The sequence below is a fragment of the Streptomyces sp. NBC_01012 genome (genome assembly GCF_045162755.1).
GTDB lineage: Bacteria > Actinomycetota > Actinomycetes > Streptomycetales > Streptomycetaceae > Streptomyces.
Genome location: NZ_CP108688.1, coordinates 2083267 through 2110257 on the forward strand (window position 1 = coordinate 2083267; position 26991 = coordinate 2110257).

The following is a 26991-nucleotide window of genomic DNA, read 5'->3' on the forward strand; positions in this document are numbered from 1 at the left end:
GCCTGGTGGGCCTTGGAGCGGCCTGTGCGGCCGCTGTCAGCCCTGCCAGCTGTGCGGGGCACGGAATCCCGGGGTGCGCTCCAGTCGGCGCCATCCGGCGGTGCTGCGGCCTCGGTGGGCGGGCTCGTCGGTCCTGGCCGCCGCACGGGCGAGCAGCACCGCGGTGATGGCGGCGAGCTCCTCGGGGCCGGCCTGGCCCTTCTCGACACGCAGAACTGAATCGGCGGGGGTGACGCTCATGGATGTCTCCGTCTTCGTGGGCAGATGGGTCGCGGTACGCGGGCGGGGTCGCCGCAGCGGCCGCGACTACTGCGGAGGGTTGCCGTGCTTGCGGGACGGCAGGTCGGCGTGCTTGTTGCGGAGCATGGCGAGCGAGGCGATCAGTACCTCGCGCGTCTCGGCGGGGTCGATGACGTCGTCGACCAGGCCGCGCTCGGCCGCGTAGTAGGGGTGCATCAGCTCGGCCTTGTACTCCTTGACCATGCGGGCCCGCATGGCTTCGGGGTCCTCGGCGTCGGCGATCTGACGGCGGAAGATGACGTTGGCGGCGCCCTCGGCGCCCATCACGGCGATCTCGTTGGTGGGCCACGCGTAGGTGAGGTCGGCGCCGATGGACTGGCTGTCCATGACGATGTACGCGCCTCCGTAGGCCTTGCGCAGGATCAGCGAGATCCTCGGCACGGTGGCGTTGCAGTACGCGTAGAGCAGCTTCGCGCCGTGCCGAATGATCCCACCGTGCTCCTGATCGACGCCGGGGAGGAAGCCGGGTACGTCCAGGAGAGTGACGATGGGGATGTTGAAGGCATCACACATCTGGACGAATCGCGCGGCCTTCTCGGACGCCTCGATGTCCAGCACACCGGCCAGCGCCTGCGGCTGGTTGGCCACGATGCCGACGACCTGGCCGTCGAGCCGGGCCAGGGCACAGACGATGTTGCGGGCCCAGCGCTCGTGGACCTCCAGGAAGTCGCCGTCGTCGACGAGCTCCTCGATGACCTTGTGCATGTCGTACGGGCGGTTGCCGTCGGCCGGGACCAGGTCGAGCAGGACGTCGCCGCGCCGGTCGGCCGGGTCGTCGCTCGGCACGACGGGCGGGTTCTCCCGGTTGTTCGACGGGAGCAGCCCGATCAGATAGCGGACCTCGGCGATGCAGGTCTCCTCGTCGTCGTACGCGAAGTGCGCGACGCCCGAGGTCTCGGCGTGCACATCGGCGCCGCCGAGGCCGTTCTGGGTGATCTCCTCGCCGGTGACCGCCTTGACGACGTCAGGGCCTGTGATGAACATCTGCGAGGTCTCGCGGACCATGAACACGAAGTCGGTGAGGGCGGGGCTGTAGGCCGCGCCGCCCGCGCACGGGCCGAGCATCACGCTGATCTGCGGGATGACACCGGAGGCCCGGGTGTTGCGCTGGAAGATCCCGCCGTATCCGGCGAGCGCGCTGACGCCCTCCTGGATACGGGCGCCGGCGCCGTCGTTCAGCGAGACCAGCGGGGCACCGGCCGAGATGGCCATGTCCATGATCTTGTGGATCTTCGTGGCGTGCGCCTCGCCCAGCGCCCCGCCGAAGATCCGGAAGTCGTGCGCGTAGACGAAGACCGTCCGGCCGTCGACCGTGCCCCAGCCGGTGATGACACCGTCGGTGTACGGCTTCTTGGCCTCCAGGCCGAAACCGGTCGCCCGGTGCCTGCGCAGCTGCTCGACCTCCTTGAACGATCCCTCGTCCAGCAGCAGCTCGATGCGCTCCCGTGCCGTCAGCTTGCCCTTGGCGTGCTGTGCCTCGGTCGCCCGGTCGCTCGGTCCACGCCGGGCCTGCTCGCGCAGCGCCAGCAGTTCGGCCACCCGGCCACGCGTGTCGCTCGGCTCGCCCGGGATTTCGTCCACAACGGTCATACGTCGACCCTACGAACCCGGGCGCGCAAATCTGCCGTCAACACCGGACAGTCTCCTGCCCGGTTTCCTGGTGGCACCTGACAGAAGCCGGGCACCATGCATCCCATCTGCCAGCTCCAGGGGCGTGTGCGTTGTAGGTCTCCAACAAAGCGGAGAGTGTGGCCCCGGCCACACGGCGCTCCGCGCGCCACGCCGCGGATCCACCGGGGCGGGCGACCCGGGGGCGCCGCAAATGGCCCCGGAGGCTCCCCGGCCCGGGAGTCAGGAAGACCGTACCCGCATATGGCCGGACCACCGTTCGCCGTCGCGTTCACTACCTGTTCACTCCACGCTCCCGATGATCGACCAGGCGTGGCCAAACGTCGCCGGGCGGCGTCGAGTTGTGAAGAACAGTGGTTTCTTGAGAGCGCTCTCAGTCCTAACTCTTGACGCCCACCGGAGGCATCGCGAGAGTGGTCGCACCGCAGGCAGCCCCACCGCTCCACCTCCCCGCACCACTCCTGTCCCCTGTCTGCCACCCCCCACACCTCGGGAGTTCCTTCGTGATTTCGCGCAGAATGTTCCTGACGGGCGCCGCCGCCTCCGCGACCGCGCTCACCTACCCCCTCTGGGGCAGCTCCCTGAGCCCGCGTACGTCGGCAGCCGCCGCGACCTGCGAACTGGCCCTGGAGAACCGCTCGTTGCCCGGCACGGTGCACGCGTACGTCACCGGCCACGAGCAGGGCACGGACGCCTGGGTGCTGCTGCGGCCCGACGGCAGCGTCTACCACCCGGAGTCCCCCGCCGAGGCGCAGACCCCGCTGCCCGTGGACTGCGCCATCCCGCTGAACGCCGCGGGCGGCGACCCGGTCGTCCTGACCCTGCCCCAGATGTACGGGGCGAGGGTCTACTTCGTACGCGACGACAAGCTGGACTTCTACGTCAACCCGGGCCCGTCCCTGGTCGAGCCGGCCTTCGCGACGCCCACCGACCCGAACTACGGCAGGACCTGGTCGTTCTGCGAGTTCACCTTCAATCCCGAGCAGCTGTACGCGAACATCAGCTACGTCGACCTGGTGACGGCCCTGCCGATCGGGCTGACCCTGGACGGCGACGAGAGCCATACCGTGGCCCCTCTCCCGGACGGCGCGGTCCAGCGCATCGCCGACGACCTCACGGCCCAGGCCGCCGCCGACGGCCAGCCCTGGGACGAGCTGATCACCCGGGGTGACAACGGGGAGGTCCTGCGGGTCATCTCGCCGCAGAACCTCATGGCGCCGTTCTTCGACCGCCCGGACGAGATGCCGTTCCGCGATCTGTTCACCGCGCAGATCGACGAGGTCTGGGAGAAGTACAGCTCCACCGACCTGAAGATCGACCTCCAGGGCGGCCGCGGCACCCTGACGGGCCGGGTCAGCGGCGACACGCTGACCTTCGACGGCGGCCACACGTTCGTCAAGCCGACGTCGAAGGACATCTTCACCTGCAACCACGGTCCCTTCACGAACGACCCGGCCGACTCGGACGACAAGAAGGCCCTGCTGGCCAGGCTCGCGGCGGGCTTCAACCGCTCGATCATGCTGAGCCACCCCAGCCAGCCGAACGGCACGTCGGTGGACGACTACTACAAGGAAGCGGTGACCAACCACTGGTCGCGCGTCGTCCACGCGAACTCGCCGATCGGCTACGCCTTCCCGTACGACGACGTACGCCCGGACGGCGAGCCCGACGTGTCGGGTGCGGCCCACGACGGAAACCCGCGGCGCTTCACGGTGAGCGTGGGCTCCTGACCCTTCCCCGCCCCCGTTCCTCCCCGTGATGCCTGTGCCCGCCCGCCGACCTTCCCGGCGGGCGGGCACAGCCGCGTCCTCCGGGCCGCGTCACCCAGGGCCGAGTCCTCCACGCCGGGCCTCCACCCGTACGGCCCCGTCAGGCCTGCACCGGCGGCGCACTCGGCGGAACGTGGCAAGATGCCCTCCCCTCACGAAACACCGGCCGGCGACTCCGGCGACTCCGGCCGTCCGGTTCTCCTCCACGGTCTGCGCCTGATCGACGGCACCGGCAGCGCCCCCGTACCGGACGCGGCACTGCTGATCGAGGGGTCCGTCATCCGCTGGGCCGGCCCCGCCGCACAGCTGCCCGTGGACCTCGGCCCGCCGACGCGCCTGGACCTGGGCGGCCGGACGGTGTGCCCCGGCTTCATCGACACCCATGTGCACTTCGCCCTGCCGGGCCCTGCGGGCAATCCCCTGCAAGGCCTCCTCGAACTGCCGAGCTACCGGACCCTGAAGGTCCTGGACCGGTTGCGCGTCACCCTGGAGAACGGGGTGACGACCGCCCGGGACCTGATGGGCCTGGACGCGGGCTTCCGGCAGGCCGTGGCGGAGCGGAGGATCCCCGGACCCCGGCTGCTGGTCTCGGTGACCATGATCAGCCAGCGGGCGGGCCACGCCGACTTCACCCTCGCCGGAGGGATCGACGGACTCGCCGTGGCGGTGACCTTCCCCGAGAGCCCGCGCAGCCTGGTCGGTTCCGTCGACGACATGCGCGCCCGGGTCCGTGACCTGGTCGCCGCGGGCGCCGACTGCGTCAAGCTCGCCAGCAGCGGCGGCGTGACCTCCCCGCACGACCGGCCAGAGTGGCTGGGGCTGCGCCCCGAGATGATCCGGGCGGCGGTCGAGGAGGCCCAGGCCTACGGCGGCCTGCCGGTCGCCGCACACGCCATCGGACGGCCCGGCATCGAGGCCGCCGTCCACGGCGGTGTGACCAGCATCGAGCACGGCTACGCGCTGGACGACGAGCTGCGGGCGGAGATGGTGGCGCGGGGCCAGTACCTGGTGCCCACACTGCTGGAGACGACCCAGGACCTGGACCCGGCGCGCACGTCACCGTCGGCGTACGAGAAGGGGGTGCGCTGGCACCGGATCGCCCAGGAGTCGGTGGCCAGGTCGGCGTCGGCCGGAGTCAGGATGGCGATGGGCACCGACAGCGGCCTGGCGGTCGGACACGGCCGCAACCTCCAGGAGCTGGGGCTGCTCGTGGACATCGCGGGCCTGACCCCCATGGAGGCGATCGTGGCGGCGACGGGGGATGCCGCGCGGCTGTGCGGTGTCGACGAGGTCACCGGCACCCTGGTGGCGGGCAGGGCGGCCGATCTCGTGGTCACGGACGTCGATCCCCTGTCCGACATCGCGTCCCTGGGCGAGTCCGCCCACATCCTGGCCGTGGTGAAGGAGGGCCGGATCGCCGTCGACCGCGCCGGCGTACTCGGCGACGGCGTCCTGCCCGCCCTCTGCCCCTGACCGGTCAGCAGCCGCCGCAGTTGTAGTACGTCACGTCCCAGTGGTTGCCCTCGTCCGCGTAGATGTTGCCGGAGCCGGACTGGTACTGCGCGGCGCCGTCGCCGCGCTGCCCGATGTAGGTGAACACGCCCGTCACGTAGTTCGTCAGGCAGGTGCTCTTGCCGAAGTCCAGCTTGTAGCCGTTCCAGTGCGAGTACGTGCCGTCGGCGTGCCCGGTCTCGGTGCCCCCGGTGATGTTGAGCGCGCAGCCCGTGGCGCTCTTCAGGGTCTGGGCGCCCTGGGCACTGGCCAGGTTCAGCTGGTCGAAGGACGTGCAGGTGGAGACGTTCCGGTCGGAACAGCCACCCGATGACGACCAGGTGACACCGGACGAGGTGAAGCGCGAGGTCGCCTCGGAGTGGGTCAGCTTGGTGGCGGCGTGCGCCTCGGTGGCGCCACCGCCCAGGATGCCGACGCCGGGCGCGAAGAGCGCGCCGAGCACGAGGGCGAGAGCGGCGAGTGCGGAGCGGAGTCGGGGACGGGTCTGCATGGGGGGAGTCCTCCTGCTCATGACAATTGATGGCAGGAAGATAGTGCCCCAGCTCTACGCGCGTCCGCCAGGGGTTCACATACCCCTTTCGGCGGAACCCGGGATGACCATGGACCAGATGTTGAAGTTTGAACAAAAGAGGCCTAGAGTCGAAGTCGTTGAAGGTTAAACCAACATCCCCGAGGAGGAGCCATGGCTCTGTTCAACCGCAAGAACAACGACGCCCCGTCCACCACCGCCACCGCCGCCGTGGACCCGGCGCTCGCCGCCCTGACCGGCACTTACACGATCGACCCGGCGCACAGCAGCATCGGCTTCACCGTGCGCCACGCCATGGTCACCAACGTGCGGGGCTCCTTCGGCGAGCACGAGGGCACCCTCGCGCTGGACGGCACGGACCCCGCCGCCTCCACAGCCTCCATCGACGTCAAGATCGCGAGCGTGGACACCGGCATCGCCGACCGCGACGGCCACCTGGTCAGCGGCGACTTCTTCGACGCCGAGACGTTCCCGCTGATGACGTTCCGCTCCACTTCGGCCGAGCAGCTCGGCGGCGAGAGCTACCGCATCACCGGCGACCTCACGATCAAGGACGTCACCCGCCCGCTCTCCATCGACCTGGACTTCAACGGCACCGCCACCGACCCCTACGGCAACCAGCGCGTCGGCTTCGAGGGCACCGCCGAGATCCTGCGCTCCGACTGGGGCCTGACCTACAACGCGGCGCTGGAGACCGGCGGCGTACTGGTCGGCGACAAGATCAAGCTGAACTTCGACATCTCCGCGATCAAGGCCGCCCCGCAGTCCTGACCCCTGGCACCAGCCCCTGCCCCGAGCGCGCCCGCCGGCCTCTCCTCCCGGAAAGACGGCGGGCGCTCGGCCGGGGCCCTGTCACTCCCCCTCGTACAGCCGTCGCAGGTCGACCAGGACGACTTCTCCGGCAGCCGCCGCAGCGTGCAGGGTCTCGGTGAATCCGGCGCCGCTGTAGCAGGCGAGCCGCACCGCGGTGGTGTCGACACCCCTCCCGGCGAGCAGCGCCTTGATCTGCCGCAGCCGCTCCAGGTGCCCCTCCCCCATGACCTGGTCCCACTTCGCCTCGCCGAGCGACAGAAGCACACCGTTGTCCTGGCCGACCGCGCCCCTTACCACCACATCGACCTCATGGCTCGTACGCGACGTCGGGTCGGCGACCGTGCCGTACGACACCTCGATCGGCATGCCGCCGAACGTCTCCGGCGACGCGAAGTGCGACACCCACTCCCGGCAGATCTGCTCGAAGTGCGGACCGACGACTGCCGAGCGGAACCGGGCCCTCGAACTCTCCCAGACCTGCCCCGACAGCCCTCGGTCCAGCAGGGCCCGCGTCGTCCTCGACACCACATGGTCGAACGCGATCAGCGGCTCACCGATGCGGTAGACGCTGCGGTTCCTGCGGAAGGCGTCCACTTCCCGCCGTACCAGACCACAGTCCCGGAGCACCGTGAGGGGATGGGTGAGATCACCGGCGGGCCGGCCGAGGCAGCCGGCGATCCCGCCGGCCGTGGCATTGCCGGAAGCCAGCGCGGCGAGCACCGAGTGGTAGAGCGCCCGGTCCCGCAGATCGGACTCGTCGGCCAGCAGATACCTCGCTTCCCGGTACAGCGGGGACCGGGGCGACAGAGCCGTCCGGCACACCCAGGCGTCGAAGTCGGCCATCCCGGCAGGGACGTCCTCACGCACGAACTCCCTGCGATAGGCGGGCGTACCGCCCACCACGCTGTGGACGAGCAGCGCGAGGCGCGGATCCTCGATGCCCCAGAAGGCGGCGGCCTGCCGGAAGTCGAGCGGGTGCACGACGAGTTCGAGGCTCGCCCTCCCCCGCAGCGGCGATGTCCCGCTCAGCAGCCCGCCCATGAACCCCAGGGAACTGCCGCACAGGAGCAGGCGCGTACGGGACTCCAGCCGCTCGGGCCGACGCGGACCGTAGGCGACCTGGACGATGGAGGGGAGGGACGGAGTGGAGCGGGCGAGATAGGGAAACTCGTCGAGCACCACCGGCACGGGACCCTCCCGACCCAGCGCGAGCAGCGCGTCGATGCACTCCTCCCAGCGATCGAAGCGCAGCGGAGCAGCAGCCCCGGTGTAGTGCCCCAACTCCTCTCCGAAGCGGCGCAAGGACTCCGCTTCGGTCGCCTCGTACGCGCAGAAGTAGAAGCCACCGGCGGCTCGGGCCAGCGAGTCGAGCAGAAAGGACTTGCCCTGCCTCCGCCGGCCCGACACGACGGCCAGCGTCGCCTCGGGCCCTGGATCGGTGGCGAACGCGGTCAGCTCACTCCACTCCCAGTTCCGGTCGAACATGTCGGCCGGCTTGGCAAAGGCGCGGGGACGGCTGTCCATACGGGTCCACCACCACTCACTACGTACGGTTACGGAAACGTACTTCTCAGAAGTACGTTTCCGTTAACGATCCGAGCGCCCTCCGGTCACCGCACTCCGCGGCGGAGCTTCAGTGCGTTGTCCGTGCGGGTGGTGGGGTTGCCGTCAGGGTCGTTCTGGATGCGTTCGTGCTCCTCGCTGAGCAGCACCTCCCACTCCCCTTCCGGCAGTTCGAGGGATGCCAGCACCTCGTCCGTCGTGGGCAGGTGCATGTCCGCGTGGTCGTGCTCCCAGGACGGGAAGCCCGCGTGCCCGACGATCAGGAGTACGCCGCCGGGCGCGACGGCCTCGGCGGCCCGGCGCAGGATCTGCTCGCGGGGCAGGTCCCCCATCGAGTGCAGGAACTGGGCGGAGACCAGGTCGTACTCCCCCTCGGGGAACGAGGCCCCCAGGTCGTGCCACTGCCAGTCGACCCGGTCCGCGACCCCCGCGTCGGCCGCATGGACCTCCGCCCGCTCCAGGGCGACGCGCGAGATGTCGGTGGCGGTGACCCGCCAGCCGGACCGTGCGAGCCAGACCGCGTCCGCGCCCTCGCCGCACCCGAGGTCGAGGGCGCGTCCCGGCTCGACGCCCTCCACCTCCCTGACCAGGACGACGTTGGGGTTTCCGCTCCAGATCCGGTCGCTCTCGCGGTAGCGGTCGTCCCACATCTCGGCGTCGGTACGGGTGCTGTCGGTGGTCATCGTGTCTCCTGAAGTCCGTGACGGCGGTCCCCGAGCACACGCTCGGTGACCTGGCGCTCGGCCTCGGCCGAGAAGGGCGCGCGGCGGGCCTCCACCGCGCGGTCGGTGTCGTCGGTGACGAGGTCCATGTTGATCACCGAAGCCGCCTTCAGCCCGGCGGCCGACGCGCCGATGACCTGTCCCATGGGATCGGCGACGTTACCGGCCACCCACACCCCGGGCACGGCGGTCGCTCCCGCAGCATCGGACTCGATGTACGAACCGACGACATGCTCACCCACCGTGAGTTCGGTGGGCCGCAGGCCGAGGCCCTCCAGGACCGCCGACCGCGCGGTGAAGCGCGGCTGGACCACGACCGCCTCGCGCGGGATCACCGTGCCCCCGGCCAGCCGCACCCCGGTGAGCCGGTCGTCCGCCACCTCCAGCGCGGCGACCTCGCCGTCCACCACGGCGATACCCCGAGCGGCCAGCCGCTCGTACTCCTCGTCGCTGAAATCGGGCCGGCCATCACGGAACAGCACCACATCGTCGGTCCACTGCCGCCAGAGCAGCGCCTGATGCACGGCCATGGGACTGGCCGCCAGAACACCGACCGGCATGTCCCGCACCTCCCAGCCGTGGCAGTACGGGCAGTGCAGCACCTCGTTGCCCCAGCGCTCGGCCAGGCCCTCCACGGCCGGCAGCTCGTCGACGATCCCGGTGGTCACGAGCAGCCGACGCGCCCGGAGGACGCTCCCGTCCTCCCGTACGACCCGGAACCCGTCGGCCACCTTCTCCGCCGAGACGACCTCGCCCCTGACCACCTCGGCGCCGTAGTCCGCCGCCTCGGCCCGGCCGATGGCCAGCAGCTCGGAGGGCGGGGTGCCCTCCCTGCCCAGGTAGTTGTGGACATGGGACGCCGGCGCGTTGCGCGGGCTGCCCGCGTCGATCACGAGCACGGAACGCCGCGCCCGCGCCAGGGCGAGCGCCCCGCTCAGCCCGGCGGCTCCACCACCGATCACCACGACGTCGTACCGCTGGTTCTTCTCACTCATGCGGAACACCTCCTGTTACCGGAGATGGTGCGCGCGGGAGGCTTTTTCGACAAACCCGCTTGCCGAACCAGCAAACTCGCACCACACGATCTTCCCAGGGTCCCGCTCCCCCACCCCCCACGCATCGGCGAGCGCCCCGACCAGCGCGAGCCCCCGCCCACCCTCCGCGTCGGGAGACAGGGAGCGGGCGGGCGCCCCCTCCGGGACCACGCCGCCGCCACTGTCGTGCACCTCGATCCGGAGCACGCCGCCCCAGGTGAGCTGCACACGAAAGCCCCTCCCGGGCGGGACTCCATGGACCAGCGCGTTGGTCGCGAGTTCGCTCACACAGAGCAGCACGTCATCGACGTCCACCTCGCACATCCAGTCGAGCAGCGCCTCACGGACGAACTGGCGCACGAGGGGCACGGACCTGCGCTCACGGCGGTAGAACGCCTCACGAAAGGCGGGGAGTTGTGTTGATTCGTTCACAGGACGACTGTCACAGGACGTCGCTACTGTGGGTCACCGCGACGGGTCGTACACCGCGTTTGTACGACCCCTGACGGTTCCGGCGGGGTTCGCGTACGGGGAGAGGCACTTCATGCACTCGGCAAAGAGGAACAAGCGGGTCACGTCCTGGCATGTGATCGGCGCCCAGCTCGCCGCGTTCCGCCGCGCGGCCGGCCACACCCAGACCTCACTGGCCGACCGGTTCTGCGTGGGCGAGGACACGATCGCCTCGATCGAACAGGGGCGCAGGCCCCTCCAGGCGGACTTCGCGTCGCAGCTGGACGAACTGCTCGAAACCAAGGGGGTGTTGCGGGTCGCGGTGGCGAAGGTGCCGCAGAGGGAGCGGTTCCCGGCGTTCGCGCAGGACTTCGTTGAGTACGAGCAGGAGGCGGTGACGCTGCTGTCGTACCAGACTCAGGTCGTGCCTGGACTCCTCCAGACCGAGGAGTACGCGCGCTTCGTCTTCTCCTGCCTCTATCCGCCACTCGAAGAGGAGCAGCGGGAGGAGTGGGTCGCGGCCCGGCTCGACCGGCAGAAACTTCTCGACCGCAGACCACGGCCGATGCTCCACTTCATCCTGGAGGAGGGCATTCTGCGGAGCGAAATCGGAGACTCCACCATGGGCCGCGCGCAGATCCAGCACCTGCGGCAGAGCATGGAACTCCCCTTCCTCGGACTGCAGATCATGCCCATGCGACTCCCCAAACACGCTGGTCTCGCGGGCCCGATGGTTCTGCTGGAGACGCCCGATCACGATCACTTGGCCTATGTGGAGGCCCAACTGACCAGCGTGCTGCACGACGATCCGGATACCGTCAGTGTCCTCCAACAGAAATATGGGATGCTGCGTTCGCAGGCGCTTTCCGTCGAGAACAGCGCGCGCCTACTGGACGACCTGCTTGGAGAGTCATGACTCGCGCAGTACACGGCACGGATCTCTCGTGGTTCAAGTCCAGCTACAGCAGCGACCAGGGCGGCGACTGCATCGAGGTCGCCTACGAGTGGCGCAAGTCCAGCTACAGCAGCGACCAGGGCGGCAACTGCGTAGAGGTCGCCGCCCACCCCTCCGCCGTACACATCCGCGACTCCAAGGTCACCGACGGCCCGGTCCTCACCGTCCCCCCGGCCGCTTGGGCCGCGTTCGTCCGCGCCGGCGCCTGAGCTACCGCGCCCACGCCCCCGAGCCACCGGCCCGCCGGGCGTGGCGGCCCGCTAGGCGGCAGGGCCTTGCGCACGGTCGGCTGTGGCCTTGACGGGTTTGAGGAGATAGACGTCCGCGACGTCGTCCGGATCCTCGGCGTCCCGGGCAGCGGGACGCCCCAGGAGCCGGGTCAGCAGCGGCCCCGCCATGGCTGTCGTGACCACGGCCATGACGACCATGAGCGAGTAGAGGTCCTGCCCCAGGAAGCCGAGTTGGAGGCCCACGTTCAGCACAATGAGTTCGGTGAGGCCTCGGGTGTTCATGAGGGTGGCCAGCGCGGCCGACTGCCGTAGGGGCATCCGGTTGAGGCGGGCGGCGGCGTACGCCCCCAGGAACTTCCCGCCGACGGCCACCAGGAGGATCAGCCCGAGATCGCCGAGTCCTCCGATGCCGACTCCGGACAGGTCGACCTTGAGGCCGGCGACCAGGAAGAAGATCGGCAGGAGCAGGGTGCCGCTCATGTCGCCCAGGCGTTCATGCACGTCACGCCGAAGCCGCTCGGTGCCTGCGCGGGGGAGCACGACGCCGAAGAGGAACGCCCCGAAGATGTAGTGCAGGCCCAGCCATTCGGTGGCAGCCGCAGACAGCAGCAGTCCGGCGAGCACGAAGGCGAGGATGGCAGGCGTGATCCCGAGCCCGGCACGGCGTTCCGCTGCCCGGCGCAGGAACGGGCGCACGACGAAGAGCATGGCCAGCAGGTAGGGAACGGCGAGCAGGATGTGCCACTGGTCGGCACCCGCGGAGCCGCTGATGGCGACCACGGCGGCGAGCAGCGACCAGGCCAGGACGTCGTCGATGGAGGCGCAGGCCAGCGCCACCACTCCCAGAGGGGTACGGGCCATGCCTCGGTCGGTCAGGATTCGGGCCAGCACCGGGAATGCGGTGATGGACATGGCGATGCCCATGAAGAGAACGAACGCCAGGTCATTGCCTGTGCCATGACTGTCCAGCAGATAGAGAGCGAGGAGCGCGCCCAGGCCGAAAGGCAGGACGATGGAGCTGAGCGAGACGCTGGGTGCGATGGGCCCGCTGCCCCGGATCATGGCCGCGTCCCACTCCAGCCCGACGATGAACATGAAGACCGCCACCCCCACCGCGGCCAGGGCGCTGAGCAGGGGACGGGTGGAGGCCGGAAAGAGGGCGTCGGAGATCGCCCCGTCCAGGAGCGTCGGACCCAGCGCGATACCCGCAAGGACCTCACCGATCACGGCCGGCTGGCCAAGACGCCGGGCCAGCGCACCGAGCATCCGCGCCAGGATCACCATCACGGCGAGGCCGAAGAGCAGAGAAATGGTCTGTTCTGTGGTCATGCGGTCTCCTACGTTGCGACTCCTCCCGAAGCCCCGGGCGCAGAGTACGACCGGACAGGATCCCCGCTGCGAAGCAGGCTCGGCGTGAGGGGTCGGCAGCGACTTTCGGTCACCATTACAGGGCACACGCATCCATATCCGTCGCGCACCATCTCCCTTACCGGTAACAGGGGTTGACCGCCTGCATCAATTTATCCAGGGACTGATCGAGATGCCCTGGGTAGCCTGCCCACGGGCAGGAGCCAGACACCGGCAGAGATATGGAAGCGAGGCGCACCACTCCCCCCACCACTCCTCACCACTCCTCTCCCGCCGAACCCTGCCGTATCTCTGTACGCGCGTCGGCACGCCGTGTACGGTCTCGACCCGATGGCCCATGGGAGCGCTCCCACCATCCGCACTCCCCTGCCCTCGCACCGATTCCGCTTTCGCACGAGCACGAGGAGGACGCATGAAACACCTACGCGCCTTGCTGGCGACCTGCGCGACGATTCTCTGCCTCACGGCAGCATCGCTCTCCACCCAAGCCTCGGCATCCGCCGCCGACGGCACCCCCGTCGACATCAACGGCCAGCTTCACGTCTGCGGCGTGAACCTGTGCAACGAGCACGACAACCCCATTCAGCTCCGGGGCATGAGCACGCACGGCATCCAGTGGTTCAGCGAGTGCTACAACGACGCGTCCCTGGACGCGTTGGCGAACGACTGGAAGTCGGACCTGCTGCGCGTCGCCATGTACGTACAGGAGGACGGCTACGAGACCGACCCGGAGGGCTTCACCAACCAGGTGAACGACCTCGTCGACGCGGCCGAGGCCCGTGGTCTGTACTCCCTGATCGACTTCCACACCCTCACCCCCGGCGACCCCAACTTCAACATCGACAACGCGAAGACGTTCTTCGCGTCGGTCGCCGCCCGCAACGCCGACAAGAACAACGTGATCTACGAGATCGCCAATGAGCCCAACGGCGTGAGCTGGTCGGCCATCAAGGACTACGCCGAGCAGGTCATCCCGGTGATCCGGGCCGCCGACCCGGACGCGGTCGTCATCGTGGGCACCCGCGGCTGGTCCTCGCTGGGGGTCTCGGACGGCTCCGACGAGAGCGAGGTCGTCAACAATCCTGTCGACGCCACCAACCTCATGTACGCGTTCCACTTCTACGCCGCGAGCCACACGGACGCCTACCGCGAGACCGTGAGCCGCGCCGCCTCGCAGCTTCCGCTGTTCGTCACCGAGTTCGGCACAGTGAAGGCCACCGGCGACGGGGACGTGGACCAGGGGAGCACCAACGCCTGGCTCGACCTGCTCGACCAGCTGAAGATCAGCTACGCGAACTGGACGTACTCCGATGCCCCCGAGGGCAGTGCGGCGTTCCAGCCCGGCACCTGCGCCGGCGGCGACTACAGCAGCGACGGCGTGCTGACCGAGTCCGGCCAGCTGCTCAAGAACCGGATCAGCACCCCGGACAGCTTCTCCACCAGCTGACCCGAGACCAACCGCAAGCCACCCCACACCCCACAAACCCCACACACCCCCACACCCGGAGGCACACGTGCCCATCCCCCTCCCCCCTCTCCCACGCTTACCGCGCCGCCCATGGGCGGCTGCCCTCACGGCCGCGGTACTGCTGACATCCGGCTTCACGGCAACGACCGCGAGCAGCGCGGAGCCGCCGACCCTCCCCGCCGCCACCGGTACCGCCACCGCCGCGGAGTGCGGCAGCGCGCTGATCTGCTCGGACTTCGAGGACCAGGCCGGTCCCGCCCCGTCCGGCGACTGGCAGTTCACCGCGCCCGACTGCGAGGGCACCGGCACAGCCGCTGTCGACAGCGAGGTCGCACACAGCGGCAGCCGTTCACTGCGGATCGACGGCCACGCCGGCTACTGCAACCACGCCTTCGTCGCCGCCTCCGCGGACCTGTCATCGGCCGGTCCTGTGATGTACGTACGCATGTGGGTGCGGCACACCACCGCCCTCCCGCCCGACCACGTCGCCTTCGTCTCCATGCCCGACGCATCCCAGGACGGCCGCAGCCTGCGCGTCGGCGGCCAGAACGGCGCGTTGCAGTGGAACCGGGAGAGCGACGACGCCACACTCCCCGCCCAGAGCCCGGCCGGTGTCGCGCTGAGCACACCCCTGCCGACGGACACCTGGCAGTGCCTGCGCTTCGCGATCGACACCACGGCCCCCGCCCTGGACACCTGGCTCGACGACGAGCTGGTCCCGGGTCTGCACGCCGACGGTGACCCCACGCCCGACATCGATCAGCAGTGGCTCGTCAACACCACCCCGCCCCGGCCCACCGCTCTGCGACTGGGTTGGGAGAGCTACGCGACCGGCGACGACACCCTGTGGTTCGACGACGTGACCGTCGGCTCCGCCCCCGTCGACTGCTGACGGACAACACCGGCAACACCGGCAACCGGCCGGAGCGGCGGGGCGAACACCCCGCCGCTCCGGCCGAGCCGTAAGCGGGGGTTGAGGACGCGGAAAACGGACATTACGCCCGTGGGCGGGTCCGTAACTTCCCTCCCACGCGGGGGACGGCCGGGGGGCGGGGGGCGGCTAGCCGTCGGAGGTGGGTGGGCGTCTTTGGATTCCGTCCAGGAGGTACGTCGTGCGGCGGTCGTAGTCGGCCCGGGGAGGGCGCTCGCCGTGTTTGAGCGCGAGGGCGTTGTCCACGACGAGTGCGTGCAGGTCGTCGGCCGTGAACTCCGGCCGTAGTGCACCAACGGCTTGCGCCGCCGTGACGAGCTCCTCGTTGGCCTCGCTTCCGACCCGGCAGATCTCCATCAGCTGCCGCGACTGCGGGTACGTCTGTAGCAGCACGTCGTTGAAGGCGGGCTGGCGGTACTGGAGGTCGCGGAGTGCGGTGAGGTAGTACGTGATCCGCCCACCCACGTCATCCATGGCCCGAGCGTGGTCGATGACGGCGAAGAGCTCGCGCGTCACGAGCTCTTCGATGACGGCTTCGATGAGGCCGATCCGCCCGCCGAACCGGTTGAAGATCGTGGCCTTGCTCACCCCTGCCGCCTTGGCGACACCCTCCAGCGGCACCGTGAGGCCCTGCCCCTGGAAGGCGCCGATCGCGGCGGAGCGGATCTGTTCGGAATTACGCCGGGCGTCGGCGCGCAACCGGGATCCCGAAGGCACCGCGCTCACTGTCTCTCCCTGCCTGCCGGAACAACTTGACTGTCCAGGTCAGTTTACCTACGGTCGTGTCCAGGAATGAAACTGACCAGGGTGGTCAATTTATGGAACCGATAGGGAACCGAGAGGACAAGAGCATGATCGTTGTCACCGGAGCCACCGGTGGGCTGGGCGGCACCATCGTCGAGCACCTCCTCAAGCGCGTACCCGCCGACCGGATCGGCGTCAGCGTCCGCGACACCGCCAAGGCGCAGCACTTCGCCGACCGCGGCGTGCGTGTGCGGCAGGGTGCCTACGAAGATCCGGCCACGCTGCGTGGCTCGTTCGCCGGTGCCGAGCGGGTCCTTCTGGTATCCGGCAACGATCCGGAGGCCGACATGGTCAGCCTGCACCGCAATGCCGTCGAGGCCGCCGTCGCGGTCGGCGCCCGGCGCGTCCTCTACACCAGCCAACAGGGCGCCGTCCCCGGCAACCCGTACCGGCCGTCGGACATCCACATCGCAACCGAGGCGATCCTCGCCGACTCGGGCGTCGCCTGGACCGCGCTGCGCAACGGCGCCTACGGTCCGCTTGACCAGGTGCTCGGCCCGTGGCAGCGGACCGGTGTGATCGCCCGGCCGCAGGACGGCCCCGTCCCGTACACCGACCGTGCCGACGTGGCCGAGGCCACCGCGGTCGTTCTCGCCGGTGACCGCTCCTTCGACGGCCACGTCGACCTCACCGCGCCGAACGCCGTCACCTTCGGCGCGGTCGCCGAGATCGCCTCCGATCTCATCGGTCGCCCCGTTGAGCGCATCGTCCTGGACGACGAACAGTGGGTCGCCGACCAGGTCGCGGCCGGCGCCCCGGAGCAGATGGCCCGGCTCATGCTCACCTGGTACCAGGCCGCCCGCGCCGGTTACTTCACCGAAGCGAGCCCGCTGCTGGCCGAACTGCTCGGCCGCGAGCCCCGCACCATCGCCGAACGGCTCGCAGCCCGGGCAGCCGCCTGAAGCCGGGCTTCATCCCACGGGGCCGGGGATGCGGTTACTTCATCTTCTCCGCGAAGAGCGGGACGACCTTGTCGATGGCGTAGCCGGTTGACAGGATCGAGTCGGTGGCGAACGCCGAGCTGATGACCTTGTCGTCGAAGACGAGGGAGTGGCCGGCCTTCACCGACGGGACCGCCTTGTACAGCGGGTCGTTGCTGATGTCGGTGGCCGGGATGCCGATGGGGGCCATGACCGTCAGGTCGGCGTCGAGGAGGTCGAGGTTCTCCTTGGAGACGGAGATCGAGAAGCCGTCGCCCGCCTTGGCCTCGACGGCCGGGTTGTTCTTGAAGCCGAGGCGCTCGACGAAGTCGACGCGGCCGGTGCCCGAGACGTAGGCGCCGTAGCCCTCGGAGGTGCGGGAGCCGAGCGTGACCGTGCTGCCCTTGAACTCGGGGTGGGCCTTCGCGGCCTCGGCGAACTTGGTCTCGGTCTGCGCGATCAGCTTCTTCCCCTTCTCGGGGACGCCCATGGCCGCGGCGACCATCTGGGTCTGCTTCTCCCACGAGACCTTGTACTGGTCTCCGCCCTTTGGCACACCCACGGTCGGGGCGATCTTGCTCAGGGTGTCGTAACGCGTCTTGTCCCCGCTGGACTTGGTGTCGAGGATCAGGTCGGGCTGGAGGGAGGCGATCTTCTCGTACTCGGGCTCCAGCGTGCCGATCATCTGCGGGCTCTTGTCGTACATGCCCTTGGCCCACGGTCCGACGCCCTCGCCGCCGAAGGCCAGCCAGTCGCTCGCGCCGACCGGCTGCCCGCCGAGCGCGAGAACCGTCTCGGCGTCGCCCCAGCCGAGCGCGAGGATGCGCTTGGGCGCCTTGTCGACGGTGATCTCACCGAACTTCGTCGCGACCTTCGCGGGGAAGGCACCCTTGGCCGCCCCGCCCGAGGAGGAAGCGGAGTCGGAGCCTGTGTCCTCGTCGGATGAGCCGCAGGCGGCGAGGCCCACCAGGAGGGCCGCGACGGCGCCGGCCATCAGGACCGGGGTGCGGCGGGTACGACGGGAGCGGGAGCGTGGAGCGGAATCGTTCATGACGATTAGGCTAGCCTAACCTTATGGATCATCATGGCGCGGGGCTGGCCGAAGGGCCGCGTACATGGTGGCGGCCCAGCGGTACGACCATCGGAGTGGCCGACGCCGGATCCTCCATCACCGAGCAGCGCATCCCGAACACCTCGCTGACCAGGGACTCCGTCACGATGTCGGAGGGCCGGCCCTCCGCGACGATCCGGCCGTCCCTCATGGCGATCATGTGGTCGGCGTAGCGGCAGGCCAGATTCAGGTCGTGCAGCACCGCCACCATGGTGACGCCGTTCTCGTGGTTGAGGTCGGTCAGCAGGTCCAGGACGTCCAGCTGGTGGCTGGCGTCGAGGAAGGTCGTCGGCTCGTCCAGCAGCAGGATGTCGGTGCGCTGCGAAAGTGCCATCGCGATCCACACCCGCTGGCGCTGCCCGCCCGAGAGTTCGTCCACCGGGCGGTCGGCGAGCTCCAGGGTGCTGGTCGAGAGCAGTGCCCGGGCGACCGCCTCGTCGTCCTCGGGGCCCCAGCGCCGGAACCAGCCCTGGTGCGGGTAGCGGCCGCGCCCGACGAGGTCGGAGACCGTGATCCCCTCCGGTGCGGACGGGCTCTGCGGGAGGATGCCCAGCACGGCGGCGACCTCCTTCGTCGGCATCTCCTGGATGCTCCGGCCGTCCAGCAGGACGGCGCCGTCCGAGGGGGCGAGCAGCCGCGCCATCGCCCGCAGCAGGGTCGACTTGCCGCAGGCGTTGGGGCCGACGATGACCGTGATGCGGCCGGGCGGTACGCCGACCGTGAGGCCGGAGACGATCTCCCGGTCGCCGTAGCCGAGGCGGACGTCCTGGGCTCGAAGAGTGTGCTCAGCCACGACGCGACCACGCCTTTCCTTGGTGTCGTACGTGTGCGGTGTCGTACGTGTGCGGGTCAGCCACCGCTGCCTCCTCGGTTGGCGCGGGCCAGGAGCAGCAGCAGGTACGGGGCGCCGATGATGCTGGTCACCGCGCCCACCGGCAGCTGGACCGAGGGCAGCGCGTGCTGGGCGGCGAAGTCGGCGACCAGGACGATCAGGGCGCCGGTCAGCGCCGCGTGCGGCAGGGCGGCGCCCCGGCCGGGGACCAGGCGGCGGGCGATCGGCGCGGAGACGAAGGCCACGAAGCCGACCGGGCCCGCCGCCGCGGTCGCGACTCCGGCGAGTGCGGTCGCGCAGCCGAGCAGGGCGAGCCGGCCGGGCTCGACACGGGCGCCGAGGCCGGCCGCCGCGTCGTCGCCGAGCTGGAGGGGGCCCAGGGTGCGGGAGGCGAGGACGGTGAGCGGCACGAGCACGGCGAGGGCGCTCAGCAGGGGCCACGCCTGGTTCCAGGAGCGGCCGTTGAGGGTGCCGGCCAGCCAGAGGTAGGCCTCCTGCGCGTCGGCGGTGTCCGAGCGGGCCATCACGTACCAGACGACGCTGCTCAGCCCGGTGCCGAAGCCCACGCCGACCAGCACGAGGCGCTGGCCGACGACGCCCTGGCGCCAGGCGAGCAGATAGATGGCAGCACCGGCCGCCAGCGACCCGGCCAGGGCGCTCCCGGACAGAGCGAGGCCGCTGACCTGGAAGAGCAGCGAAGCGGTCACGGCGACGGCGCTCGCGCCCGCGCTGATGCCGATGATGTCGGGAGCGGCCAGCGGGTTGCGCAGGACGGACTGGAAGACGGCCCCCGAGAGCCCGAAGCCGATGCCGACGAGGAGCGCGAGCAGGGCGCGGGGCAGGCGGAGTTCCAGGACGACGAACTGCGAACCGCCGTCGCCCCCGCCGAGCAGGGTGTCCACGACCTTGCCGAGCGGCATCACCATGTCGCCGACGCAGAGCGAGAGTGCGAACACCGCCACCACGGCGACCAGCAGACCGGCCGCCACCAGCACGGAGCGCCGGAGTCCACGGCTGCGGACGCGTCGCACCGTGCGTACGGCGTCGGCGACGCGGGCGGTTTCGGTGTCCGGGGTGCTGCCGGGCTTGTACTGGAGGCGGGTCGCGGTCACAGTTCCACCTGCTTCCTGCGCCGGACGAGCCAGATGAAGGGGACGCAGCCGATCGCGGCGGTGACCACGCCCACCTGGACCTCTCCGGGCGGGGCGATGACCCGGCCGACGATGTCGGCGACGAGCAGCATGACCGGGGCGAGCACCATGCTGTACGGCAGCACCCAGCGGTAGTCGGGTCCTGTGATGAGCCGGGCGGCGTGCGGCACGGCGAGGCCGACGAAGCCGATCGGGCCGGCCACGACGGTGGCCGCGCCGCACAGCAGCACCACGGCGAGGGCCGAGACCAGCCGTGCGACACCGACCCGCTGGCCGAGGCCGCGGGCCAGGTCGTCGCCGAGGGAGAGGGCGTTGAGCTGCGGGCCGAGCAGCAGCGCGAGGACGGCTCCGGCCGCGATGAACGGGGACGCCTGCCACAGCACGTCCGTGTCCCGGGCGGTGAGCGCGCCGAGCTGCCAGAAGCGGTAGCGGTCGTAGCCGTCGCGGTCCTGGAGGAGGACCACGCTGGTCAGGGAGGTGAGCACGGCGCTGGTCGCCGCGCCCGCCAGGGCGAGCTTCACCGGGGTGGCGCCCTCACGGCCGAGCGAGCCGACGCCGTACACGAGGAGGGCGGCGAGGAGCGCGCCGAGGAAGCCGAACCAGATGTACTGCGTGACCAGGGTGAATCCGAAAAAGGTGATCGAGCACACCACGGCCACGGAGGCGCCCGCGTTGATGCCGAGGAGCTGGGGATCGGCGAGCGGGTTACGGGCGACACCCTGCATCACCGTGCCCGCGAGGCCGAGGGCCGCACCGGCCAGCAGCCCGGCCACGGTGCGGGGTATGCGGACCTCCTGGACGATGAGCTGGCCCTTGACCCCGAGGTCCGGGTCGAAGACACCGTTCAGTACGTCGCCGAGGGCCACGTCCCCTGAGCCGATCGCGAGGCTCGCCAGGACCGTCAGCAGAAGAACGGCCAGGGCGGCGAGCAGCCCGGCGGCCAGCACGGGGCGGCTGCGGGTGCTGCGCCGCTCGGGGGCCCTGGCCTTCTGTTCCCGCGCTCCCTGGAGGACCGAGCCGCTCACAGCCGGTGCACCCGGGGCGGCGACATGCGGTTGCGCACTGTTCCTCACCCTTGCTTGTCGCCCCCGGGACGGGGCGCACCCGCGAGCATAAGTAAGGTTAGCCTAACAGTGTGCCAGGTCAGCGGTAGGCTGTGAGTCCCCACAAGGTACGGAGAACCCCTTGTCGAACGCCGCGCCCGTGGCCGTCACCGTCGACGCGCTCCCCTCCGGCGGCGGCTCGCCGGCCGGGGCGGATCCGCTGGCCGGAGCGGTGGAGCTGCGGTCGGCGGACGAGCTGCGGGAGATCCTCGGGACGCCGTGGCCGCTCGTCATCGACAAGGTCCACGACGAGCTCACCGAGGCGGACCTGGATCTCCTGGCCCGTGCGCCGTTCTGCGCCGTCTCGACCTCCGACGCCGACGGCAACTGCGACACCTCTCCGCGCGGCGGGGCGCCGGGCTTCACCCGCGTCCTGGACACCCGGACGCTGGCGCTGCCCGATCTGCCGGGCAACCGGCGTGGCGACAGCTTCCACAACATCCTGTCCAACCCGCACGTCGGCCTGCTCTATCTGCTCCCGGGTGTGATGACCGTCCTGCGGATCAACGGCCGCGCCCGCATCCTGACGGACGCGCCGTTCTTCGACGCGATGGCGGTGAAGGGCAGGCGCCCCGACCTGGCCCTGGTCGTGGAGATCGACGAGATCTATCTGCACTGCCCGGCGTCGCTGAAGCGCTCGGGCCTGTGGGCTCCGGACAGCTGGGAGAACGCGGCCGGGAAGGCCTGACCGCGGGCGGCGAGCCCTCGGAAACCTCCGCTGTCGAAGCCTCGGCGCCTCCTCAGAAGCCTCCGCCGTCGAAGCCGCCGCCTCCTCCGAAACCACCGCCGTCGCCGAAGCCGCCGCCGTCGCCGAAGCCGCCGCCTCCGAAGCCGGAGGAGTCGAAGTCGGACCCTGAGACATCGCCGCCGCCCCAGCCGCCGCCCGCGCCGAAGTCACCGCCGCCGTACTCCGCCGCGTACGCCGGGGTGGAGAGCATCGAGCCGAGCATGGTGCCGACCAGCAGACCGGGGAGCAGACCGCCGCCGAAGTATCCGCCGGCCCAGGGGCCGTAGGCGGGGCCCGCCTCCCAGTAGGGGCGGCGCCGGCCGTCGCCGACGTCGACGGTGCGGCTCATCGGATCGTGTCCCTCGCGCAGCCTGACCTCGTCGGCACCGCAGACCGGGACCTCACGGGCCGAGCCGCCGGACGGTGTCCACAGGACGTCCGCGACGGCCGGTCCATGGCGTGGGTCGAAGAAGCAGGGCGGGCGGCGGGCCGGGAGCTTCTGGCCCTTCCGGCGGGCATCGAGGACGGCGAGGGAGAAGCGGCCGTCCTCCAGGGCCTGGGTGACCCCGCGTACGTCGGAGGGGTGGCGGGCGTTGCCCATGCGGGACTTGGCGTCCTCGTAGGAGTCGAGCGCGCGCTCGTAGTCGATGCGCATCGCGTCGTCGGCGCCCTTCTCGCCCGGGTGGAAGTCCAGCCGGTCCAGGGTCTCGCCGTACGCGGTGATGTCCTCGTCGACCACGACCCTGAGCTTCTCCAGGGACGCCTGCTCTTCCTCCTCCTTGCGCTTCCTGCTGCGCCGGGCGACCGCCAGGGCGGTGCCTCCGCCGAGCAGGACCACGCCGCCGAGGACGACCAGACCGGCCACCGGCGCGCCGTCGCTCGAACCGTCGCCCGCCCCGCCGCCGGACCAGGAGGCCGGGGCGCTGCCCTTGGCCTGTGCGACGGCGCGGTCGACGAAGGCGTTGAGCTGGGTCGCCGCGTCGTCGCCCGTGCCGGGCGCCTTCACCGCGGTGGCGAGGTTCTGGACGGCCCGGGTCGGCATCACCTGCGGGTCGGCGCCGGCGTCGAAGCCGTCGCCGAGGCGGACCGCGTAGACGCCGGTGACTCCGGTGTCGGTGCGCAGATTCTGCAGGAGGTTGTCGGGCGGGTACGCGGACGTCGCGGGCAGCACGGCCACGAAGACCGGCTTGTCGGCGTCCTTGATCTTCTTCTCCAGGGCGGCCTCCTGGGAGGCCGAGAGCTGACCCGACGCCGCCGGGTCCACGTACACGGGGCCCTGGCGCAGGGCGCGGGCCACGTCGTCCACGGAGGACGGGGCGGAGGGAGCGGACGGGGCGGCCTGGGCAGCGGGGCCCGTCGCCAGCACGGCCGCCGAGAGGATCAGCAGCAGACAGGCCCACAGGGGAGCGAACAGCCTCTTCCTCATACTCCGAAAGTAACCCGGCCGGGCGACGAGCGCGTCGCCCGGCCGGGGTCACTCGCATGCTGTTACACGGAGCCGCCGTCCTGGGGGGCGTCCCGGGTGAGGCGGATCGTGTCGCGGTACCACTTCGCGCTGTCCTTGAGCGTCCGCTCCTGCGTGTCGTAGTCGACGCGCACGATGCCGAACCGCTTGTCGTAGCCGTAGGCCCATTCGAAGTTGTCCAACAGCGACCAGGCGAAGTAGCCGCGGACGTCGGCGCCCTGTGCGCGGGCCTCGGACACGGCCGCGATGTGGTCGGCGAGGTAGGCGGTGCGGTCGGTGTCGGGCACGGACCCGTCGGCGGCGACGGTGTCGTCGAAGGCGGCCCCGTTCTCCGTGATGACGGTCGGCAGCGCGTAGTCGCGCTGGAGCCGCACCAGCAGCTCGGTGAGCTCGGCCGGGGTGATCTCCCAGTCCATGGCGGTCCTGGGCAGGTCACGCTCCACGCCGCGTACGACGGGCAGGCCGTCGGTGTCGGTCGGCGAACCGTCCTCGGTGACTCCGGAGAACAGGGCGCCCCGGTAGAAGTTGACGCCGAGGACGTCCAGGGGGGTGGCGATGGCTGCCAGGTCGCCGTCCCGCACCGGCAGTGCGATGCCCTGGGCTTCGAGGTCGTCGACGACGTCCTGCGGGTATCTGCCGTGGACGATCGGGTCGAGGTAGAGCCGGGTGCCCATGCCGTCGGCCCGGCGGCAGGCCTCGCGGTCGGCCTCGCTGTCGGTCTCCGGGGTTGCGGTACCGAGATTGAGGGTGATGCCGAGCTCCAGCGGGTTGCCGCCCGCCGCCTCGCGCATCTGCCGGGCGGCGATTCCGTGGCCGAGCAGCAGGTGGTGGACGGCGCCCATGGCGTCGCCCAGGTCGGTGCGGCCGGGCGCGTGTGCCCCGTAGGCGTAACCGAGCATCGCCGAGCACCACGGCTCGTTCAGGGTCGTCCAGTGCTCGACCCGGTCGCCGAGCGCCTCGTAGGCGAGCATGGCGTAGTCCGCGAAGCGGTGTGCGGTGTCCCGGGCCGGCCAGCCGCCCGCGTCCTCCAGCTCCTGGGGCAGGTCCCAGTGGTACAGGGTGATCCAGGGGGTGACGCCCTTGGCCTGGAGCTCGTCGACCAGCCGCTTGTAGAAGTCCAGGCCCTTGGCGTTGCCCGGACCCCGGCCGCCCGGCTGGATGCGTGGCCAGGCGAGCGAGAAGCGGTAGGTGTCGACCCCGAGGCCCGCGATCAGCTCCACGTCCTGGGGCATCCGGTGGTAGTGGTCGCAGGCGACATCGCCGTGCTCCCCGTTGTGGACGGCGCCCGGGACCCGGCAGAAGGTGTCCCAGATGGACGGGGTGCGGCCGTCCTCCAGGACGGCGCCCTCGATCTGGTACGAGGAAGTGGCCACGCCCCAGCGGAAGTCGGCAGGGAGTCCCTGGACGGCGGCGGGCTGCAGGCTGCTGCGGGGCGTGACGAGGTTCATGGGTCTCCGTAACTCCGGGTTTCCTGTGGGGCGTGGCAGAGGCTTGGTCGGTCAGTCGTGGTGCAGCCAGCAGGCGACCTCACGGTCCTGGCCGGCTTCCGGCGCGGCGAGGACCGGCACCCGCTCGGCGCACGGCTCGAAGGCCTTGCCGCAGCGGGGGTGGAAGGCGCAGCCGGTGGGCATGGCCGAGAGGTGCGGGGGCGAGCCCGGGATGCCGGTGAGCTCGCGCCTGGGGCCGTGCAGCGCGGGGAAGGAGTGCAGCAGACCGTCGCTGTAGGGGTGGCGGGCGTCGCGGTAGATCTCGGCGGCACCCGCCTGCTCCACGATCCGGCCGCCGTACATGATGGCGATGCGGTCGGAGAATTCGATCAGCAGGGAGATGTCGTGCGTGATGAACACGACGGAGAAGGAGAGTTGCTCCCTGAGCTCGACGAGCCTGCGCAGAATCTGACGCTGCATCACCACATCGAGTGCGGTGGTGGGTTCGTCCATGATGACGATCTCGGGTTCCAGCGCGAGCGCCATCGCGATCATCACGCGCTGGCGCATGCCGCCGGACAGCTGGTGCGGGAAGGCCGCGAGGCGGTCGGCGGATATGCCGACCAGGCTGAGCAGCTCCTCCGCGCGGGCGGTGCGTTCGGCCTGGCGCATGTCGGGGCGGTGCGCCTTGAGTACGTCGGTGAGCTGGCTGTGGACGGTGTGCACCGGGTTCAGCGAGTTCATCGCCCCCTGGAACACGATCGACAGCTCCTGCCAGCGGAAGGCGCGCAGCTCGTCCGGGGTGAGGGAGAGGATGTCGACGGGCTCGGCACCCGGCCGGTGGTAGTGGACGTCGCCGCCGGTGATCACCCCGGGCGGGGAGAGCAGCCGGGTGACCGCGTACGCCAGCGTGGACTTGCCCGACCCCGACTCCCCCGCGAGGCCGAGGACTTCGCCGCGGTTCAGGGTGAGGTCGATGTCCCGGAGGGCGTGGACGCCGGTCGCACCGGTGCCGTAGTCGACGTTCAGGCCGCTGATGGTGAGGATCGGCTCGGCGGTCATGCGCTGTGCTCCTTGCTGGGCTTTCCGGACGTCCCGGGGCTGCCGGGCGCATCGGGGCCGTCGGACGGCTTCGGGCTGCCGGGCGACTCGGAGGTGCCGGACGGCTTCGGGCTGCCGGGCGGCGAGGAGGTGCCGGACGGCGTGGAGGTGCCGGACGGCGCGGGGGTTCCCGTACGGGCGACCGGGGTGAAGCCGACCCGCATCTTGACCTTCCGCGAGGCGCCGGTCGCGGTGCGCAGCCGCGGATTGACGAACTCGTCGATGCCGAAGTTGATCAGTGCGAGGGCGGTGCCCAGCAGGGCGATGCACAGGCCGGCCGGGACGAACCACCACCAGGCGCCCTGGGCCAGGGCCTGGTTGGACTGGGCCCAGAAGAGCACGGTGCCCCAGTTCCAGTGGGAGATGTCCGCGACGCCGATGAAGGCGAGCGTGATCTCCGAGAGGACGGCGAAGATGACGGTGCCGACGAAGCCGGACGCGATGACGGCGGTGAGGTTCGGCATGACCTCGAAGAGGATGACCCGCCAGGTGGATTCGCCGGTGGCGCGGGCCGCCTCCACGTAGTCGCGGCGCCTGAGGGACAGCGTCTGGGCGCGCAGGACGCGGGCGCCCCAGGCCCAGGAGGTGAGGGCGATGACCGCGGCGATCAGCAGGTCCCCGGTGTCCTCGACGAAGCTCGCGATGATGATGATCAGCGGCAGTCCCGGGATGACCAGGAAGACGTTGGAGAGCATGGACAGGAGCTCGTCGGCGGCTCCGCCGAGGAACCCCGCGCTGACCCCGATGAGCACGGACAGCGCGGTCGCGAGGATGCCCGCGAGGAATCCGACGAACAGCACACCGCGGGTGCCGACCAGGATCTGCGAGAGGACGTCCTGCCCGGTCTGCGTCGTACCGAACAGGTGGTCGCCGGACGGCGGTTGCAGCAGCTGGTCGCTCATCGCGTCCGGGTCGTACGGCGCGAGCCAGGGGCCCGCGACGGCGAGGACCACGAAGAACGCGAGGATGAGCAGCCCGGTGCGGGTCTTCCCGCCGCGCAGGAAGCGGAACCTGGCCCGGGTCGGGGCGGGCGCGGCGTCGGTGACGACCACGTCGGTGCCGGTGACAGACATATCC

The 26991-nt window shown here is 70.5% G+C and carries 26 protein-coding genes; 9 read left to right on the plus strand and 17 right to left on the minus strand.

What is annotated here, in order from left to right; translation table 11 throughout:
• Window positions 1-36: 36 nt before the first annotated feature.
• Complete coding sequence (locus tag OG623_RS09030; RefSeq protein ID WP_406145724.1) at window positions 37-240, minus strand: acyl-CoA carboxylase subunit epsilon; 204 nt, start codon at window positions 238-240, stop codon at window positions 37-39.
• A 66-nt stretch (window positions 241-306) separates the two neighbouring features.
• Window positions 307-1890, minus strand: a complete 1584-nt coding sequence (locus tag OG623_RS09035; protein ID WP_406145725.1) for an acyl-CoA carboxylase subunit beta — start codon at window positions 1888-1890, stop codon at window positions 307-309.
• 557 nt (window positions 1891-2447) lie between these two features.
• Here OG623_RS09035 and OG623_RS09040 point away from each other — a divergent pair.
• On the plus strand, window positions 2448-3659 hold the full coding sequence (locus tag OG623_RS09040; RefSeq protein ID WP_406151747.1) for a glycoside hydrolase family 64 protein: 1212 nt from the start codon (window positions 2448-2450) through the stop codon (window positions 3657-3659).
• A 180-nt stretch (window positions 3660-3839) separates the two neighbouring features.
• Complete coding sequence (locus OG623_RS09045; RefSeq protein ID WP_406145726.1) at window positions 3840-5171, plus strand: amidohydrolase family protein; 1332 nt, start codon at window positions 3840-3842, stop codon at window positions 5169-5171.
• Window positions 5172-5175: 4 nt separating this feature from the next.
• Here OG623_RS09045 and OG623_RS09050 read toward each other — a convergent pair whose 3' ends face one another.
• Window positions 5176-5700 (minus strand): hypothetical protein, encoded by a 525-nt coding sequence (locus tag OG623_RS09050; protein WP_406145727.1) that lies wholly within the window; start codon window positions 5698-5700, stop codon window positions 5176-5178.
• A gap of 192 nt (window positions 5701-5892) precedes the next feature.
• On the opposite strand from OG623_RS09050, the gene OG623_RS09055 reads away from it, so the two are divergent.
• Complete coding sequence (locus OG623_RS09055; RefSeq protein WP_406145728.1) at window positions 5893-6510, plus strand: YceI family protein; 618 nt, start codon at window positions 5893-5895, stop codon at window positions 6508-6510.
• A gap of 81 nt (window positions 6511-6591) precedes the next feature.
• On the opposite strand, the gene OG623_RS09060 is transcribed toward OG623_RS09055, so the two are convergent.
• From OG623_RS09060 to OG623_RS09075, 4 genes are all read right to left on the minus strand, one after another.
• Window positions 6592-8076, minus strand: coding sequence for an ATP-binding protein (locus OG623_RS09060; RefSeq protein ID WP_406145729.1), 1485 nt, complete (start codon window positions 8074-8076; stop codon window positions 6592-6594).
• 86 nt (window positions 8077-8162) lie between these two features.
• On the minus strand, window positions 8163-8798 hold the full coding sequence (locus tag OG623_RS09065; RefSeq protein ID WP_406145730.1) for an SAM-dependent methyltransferase: 636 nt from the start codon (window positions 8796-8798) through the stop codon (window positions 8163-8165).
• Window positions 8795-9832 (minus strand): NAD(P)/FAD-dependent oxidoreductase, encoded by a 1038-nt coding sequence (locus OG623_RS09070; RefSeq protein WP_406145731.1) that lies wholly within the window; start codon window positions 9830-9832, stop codon window positions 8795-8797. Before OG623_RS09070 ends, OG623_RS09065 begins: the two co-directional genes overlap by 4 nt.
• 15 nt (window positions 9833-9847) lie before the next feature.
• The gene (locus OG623_RS09075; RefSeq protein WP_406145732.1) at window positions 9848-10303 is read right to left on the minus strand and encodes an ATP-binding protein; all 456 of its coding nucleotides are present in this window, start codon (window positions 10301-10303) and stop codon (window positions 9848-9850) included.
• A 112-nt stretch (window positions 10304-10415) separates the two neighbouring features.
• On the opposite strand from OG623_RS09075, the gene OG623_RS09080 reads away from it, so the two are divergent.
• Both OG623_RS09080 and OG623_RS09085 read left to right on the plus strand, forming a co-directional pair.
• On the plus strand, window positions 10416-11237 hold the full coding sequence (locus tag OG623_RS09080; RefSeq protein ID WP_406145733.1) for a helix-turn-helix domain-containing protein: 822 nt from the start codon (window positions 10416-10418) through the stop codon (window positions 11235-11237).
• Window positions 11234-11485: a DUF397 domain-containing protein gene (locus OG623_RS09085; protein ID WP_406145734.1), complete on the plus strand. Its 252-nt coding sequence runs from the start codon at window positions 11234-11236 to the stop codon at window positions 11483-11485. The genes OG623_RS09080 and OG623_RS09085 overlap by 4 nt, the downstream gene beginning before the upstream one ends.
• A 51-nt stretch (window positions 11486-11536) precedes the next feature.
• Here OG623_RS09085 and OG623_RS09090 read toward each other — a convergent pair whose 3' ends face one another.
• A complete protein-coding gene (locus OG623_RS09090; RefSeq protein WP_406145735.1) occupies window positions 11537-12835 on the minus strand; it encodes a cation:proton antiporter in 1299 nt (432 codons plus the stop codon).
• A gap of 451 nt (window positions 12836-13286) precedes the next feature.
• On the opposite strand from OG623_RS09090, the gene OG623_RS09095 reads away from it, so the two are divergent.
• Together OG623_RS09095 and OG623_RS09100 are read left to right on the plus strand one after the other, a co-directional pair.
• The gene (locus OG623_RS09095) at window positions 13287-14321 is read left to right on the plus strand and encodes a glycoside hydrolase family 5 protein (RefSeq protein ID WP_406145736.1); all 1035 of its coding nucleotides are present in this window, start codon (window positions 13287-13289) and stop codon (window positions 14319-14321) included.
• Window positions 14322-14388: 67 nt separating this feature from the next.
• A complete protein-coding gene (locus OG623_RS09100) occupies window positions 14389-15234 on the plus strand; it encodes a hypothetical protein (RefSeq protein WP_406145737.1) in 846 nt (281 codons plus the stop codon).
• 168 nt (window positions 15235-15402) lie between these two features.
• Here the strand turns inward: OG623_RS09100 and OG623_RS09105 are convergent, their stop codons facing one another.
• Complete coding sequence (locus OG623_RS09105) at window positions 15403-15999, minus strand: TetR/AcrR family transcriptional regulator (protein WP_406145738.1); 597 nt, start codon at window positions 15997-15999, stop codon at window positions 15403-15405.
• A 125-nt stretch (window positions 16000-16124) separates the two neighbouring features.
• Here OG623_RS09105 and OG623_RS09110 point away from each other — a divergent pair, with 125 nt between their 5' ends.
• Window positions 16125-16979, plus strand: a complete 855-nt coding sequence (locus OG623_RS09110; RefSeq protein ID WP_406145739.1) for an NAD(P)H-binding protein — start codon at window positions 16125-16127, stop codon at window positions 16977-16979.
• 34 nt (window positions 16980-17013) lie between these two features.
• On the opposite strand, the gene OG623_RS09115 is transcribed toward OG623_RS09110, so the two are convergent.
• Genes OG623_RS09115 through OG623_RS09130 form a run of 4 tightly spaced genes read right to left on the minus strand, consistent with a single transcriptional unit; the run spans window position 17014 to window position 21116 of the window.
• Window positions 17014-18048, minus strand: a complete 1035-nt coding sequence (locus OG623_RS09115; RefSeq protein ID WP_406145740.1) for an iron-siderophore ABC transporter substrate-binding protein — start codon at window positions 18046-18048, stop codon at window positions 17014-17016.
• Window positions 18049-18079: 31 nt separating this feature from the next.
• Window positions 18080-18901, minus strand: a complete 822-nt coding sequence (locus tag OG623_RS09120) for an ABC transporter ATP-binding protein (RefSeq protein ID WP_406145741.1) — start codon at window positions 18899-18901, stop codon at window positions 18080-18082.
• A gap of 56 nt (window positions 18902-18957) precedes the next feature.
• Window positions 18958-20052: a FecCD family ABC transporter permease gene (locus OG623_RS09125; RefSeq protein WP_406145742.1), complete on the minus strand. Its 1095-nt coding sequence runs from the start codon at window positions 20050-20052 to the stop codon at window positions 18958-18960.
• Window positions 20049-21116 (minus strand): FecCD family ABC transporter permease, encoded by a 1068-nt coding sequence (locus OG623_RS09130; protein ID WP_406145743.1) that lies wholly within the window; start codon window positions 21114-21116, stop codon window positions 20049-20051. The genes OG623_RS09125 and OG623_RS09130 overlap by 4 nt, the downstream gene beginning before the upstream one ends.
• Window positions 21117-21276: 160 nt before the next feature.
• Between OG623_RS09130 and OG623_RS09135 the strand changes: the two genes are divergently transcribed.
• Window positions 21277-21882, plus strand: a complete 606-nt coding sequence (locus OG623_RS09135) for an MSMEG_1061 family FMN-dependent PPOX-type flavoprotein (RefSeq protein WP_406145744.1) — start codon at window positions 21277-21279, stop codon at window positions 21880-21882.
• Window positions 21883-21934: 52 nt separating this feature from the next.
• Here the strand turns inward: OG623_RS09135 and OG623_RS09140 are convergent, their stop codons facing one another.
• From OG623_RS09140 to OG623_RS09155, 4 genes are all read right to left on the minus strand, one after another.
• On the minus strand, window positions 21935-23347 hold the full coding sequence (locus tag OG623_RS09140; protein ID WP_406145745.1) for a hypothetical protein: 1413 nt from the start codon (window positions 23345-23347) through the stop codon (window positions 21935-21937).
• Window positions 23348-23409: 62 nt separating this feature from the next.
• Entirely contained in the window at window positions 23410-24834 is a 1425-nt protein-coding gene (locus tag OG623_RS09145) for a GH1 family beta-glucosidase (RefSeq protein ID WP_406145746.1), read from the minus strand.
• A gap of 51 nt (window positions 24835-24885) precedes the next feature.
• The gene (locus OG623_RS09150; RefSeq protein WP_406145747.1) at window positions 24886-25875 is read right to left on the minus strand and encodes an ABC transporter ATP-binding protein; all 990 of its coding nucleotides are present in this window, start codon (window positions 25873-25875) and stop codon (window positions 24886-24888) included.
• Window positions 25872-26987, minus strand: a complete 1116-nt coding sequence (locus tag OG623_RS09155; protein ID WP_406145748.1) for an ABC transporter permease — start codon at window positions 26985-26987, stop codon at window positions 25872-25874. The genes OG623_RS09150 and OG623_RS09155 overlap by 4 nt, the downstream gene beginning before the upstream one ends.
• Between the last annotated feature and the right edge of the window lie 4 nt (window positions 26988-26991).

What these genes read in the sequence shown, in the direction of transcription:
- OG623_RS09030 (WP_406145724.1), bottom strand. Translation starts at nt 240, where the DNA reads ATGAGCGTCACCCCCGCCGATTCAGTTCTGCGTGTCGAGAAGGGCCAG.
- OG623_RS09035 (WP_406145725.1), bottom strand. Translation starts at nt 1,890, where the DNA reads ATGACCGTTGTGGACGAAATCCCGGGCGAGCCGAGCGACACGCGTGGC.
- OG623_RS09040 (WP_406151747.1), top strand. Translation starts at nt 2,448, where the DNA reads ATGTTCCTGACGGGCGCCGCCGCCTCCGCGACCGCGCTCACCTACCCC.
- OG623_RS09045 (WP_406145726.1), top strand. Translation starts at nt 3,840, where the DNA reads ATGCCCTCCCCTCACGAAACACCGGCCGGCGACTCCGGCGACTCCGGC.
- OG623_RS09050 (WP_406145727.1), bottom strand. Translation starts at nt 5,700, where the DNA reads ATGCAGACCCGTCCCCGACTCCGCTCCGCACTCGCCGCTCTCGCCCTC.
- OG623_RS09055 (WP_406145728.1), top strand. Translation starts at nt 5,893, where the DNA reads ATGGCTCTGTTCAACCGCAAGAACAACGACGCCCCGTCCACCACCGCC.
- OG623_RS09060 (WP_406145729.1), bottom strand. Translation starts at nt 8,076, where the DNA reads ATGGACAGCCGTCCCCGCGCCTTTGCCAAGCCGGCCGACATGTTCGAC.
- OG623_RS09065 (WP_406145730.1), bottom strand. Translation starts at nt 8,798, where the DNA reads ATGACCACCGACAGCACCCGTACCGACGCCGAGATGTGGGACGACCGC.
- OG623_RS09070 (WP_406145731.1), bottom strand. Translation starts at nt 9,832, where the DNA reads ATGAGTGAGAAGAACCAGCGGTACGACGTCGTGGTGATCGGTGGTGGA.
- OG623_RS09080 (WP_406145733.1), top strand. Translation starts at nt 10,416, where the DNA reads ATGCACTCGGCAAAGAGGAACAAGCGGGTCACGTCCTGGCATGTGATC.
- OG623_RS09085 (WP_406145734.1), top strand. Translation starts at nt 11,234, where the DNA reads ATGACTCGCGCAGTACACGGCACGGATCTCTCGTGGTTCAAGTCCAGC.
- OG623_RS09090 (WP_406145735.1), bottom strand. Translation starts at nt 12,835, where the DNA reads ATGACCACAGAACAGACCATTTCTCTGCTCTTCGGCCTCGCCGTGATG.
- OG623_RS09095 (WP_406145736.1), top strand. Translation starts at nt 13,287, where the DNA reads ATGAAACACCTACGCGCCTTGCTGGCGACCTGCGCGACGATTCTCTGC.
- OG623_RS09110 (WP_406145739.1), top strand. Translation starts at nt 16,125, where the DNA reads ATGATCGTTGTCACCGGAGCCACCGGTGGGCTGGGCGGCACCATCGTC.
- OG623_RS09115 (WP_406145740.1), bottom strand. Translation starts at nt 18,048, where the DNA reads ATGAACGATTCCGCTCCACGCTCCCGCTCCCGTCGTACCCGCCGCACC.
- OG623_RS09140 (WP_406145745.1), bottom strand. Translation starts at nt 23,347, where the DNA reads ATGAGGAAGAGGCTGTTCGCTCCCCTGTGGGCCTGTCTGCTGCTGATC.
- OG623_RS09145 (WP_406145746.1), bottom strand. Translation starts at nt 24,834, where the DNA reads ATGAACCTCGTCACGCCCCGCAGCAGCCTGCAGCCCGCCGCCGTCCAG.
- OG623_RS09150 (WP_406145747.1), bottom strand. Translation starts at nt 25,875, where the DNA reads ATGACCGCCGAGCCGATCCTCACCATCAGCGGCCTGAACGTCGACTAC.
- OG623_RS09155 (WP_406145748.1), bottom strand. Translation starts at nt 26,987, where the DNA reads ATGTCTGTCACCGGCACCGACGTGGTCGTCACCGACGCCGCGCCCGCC.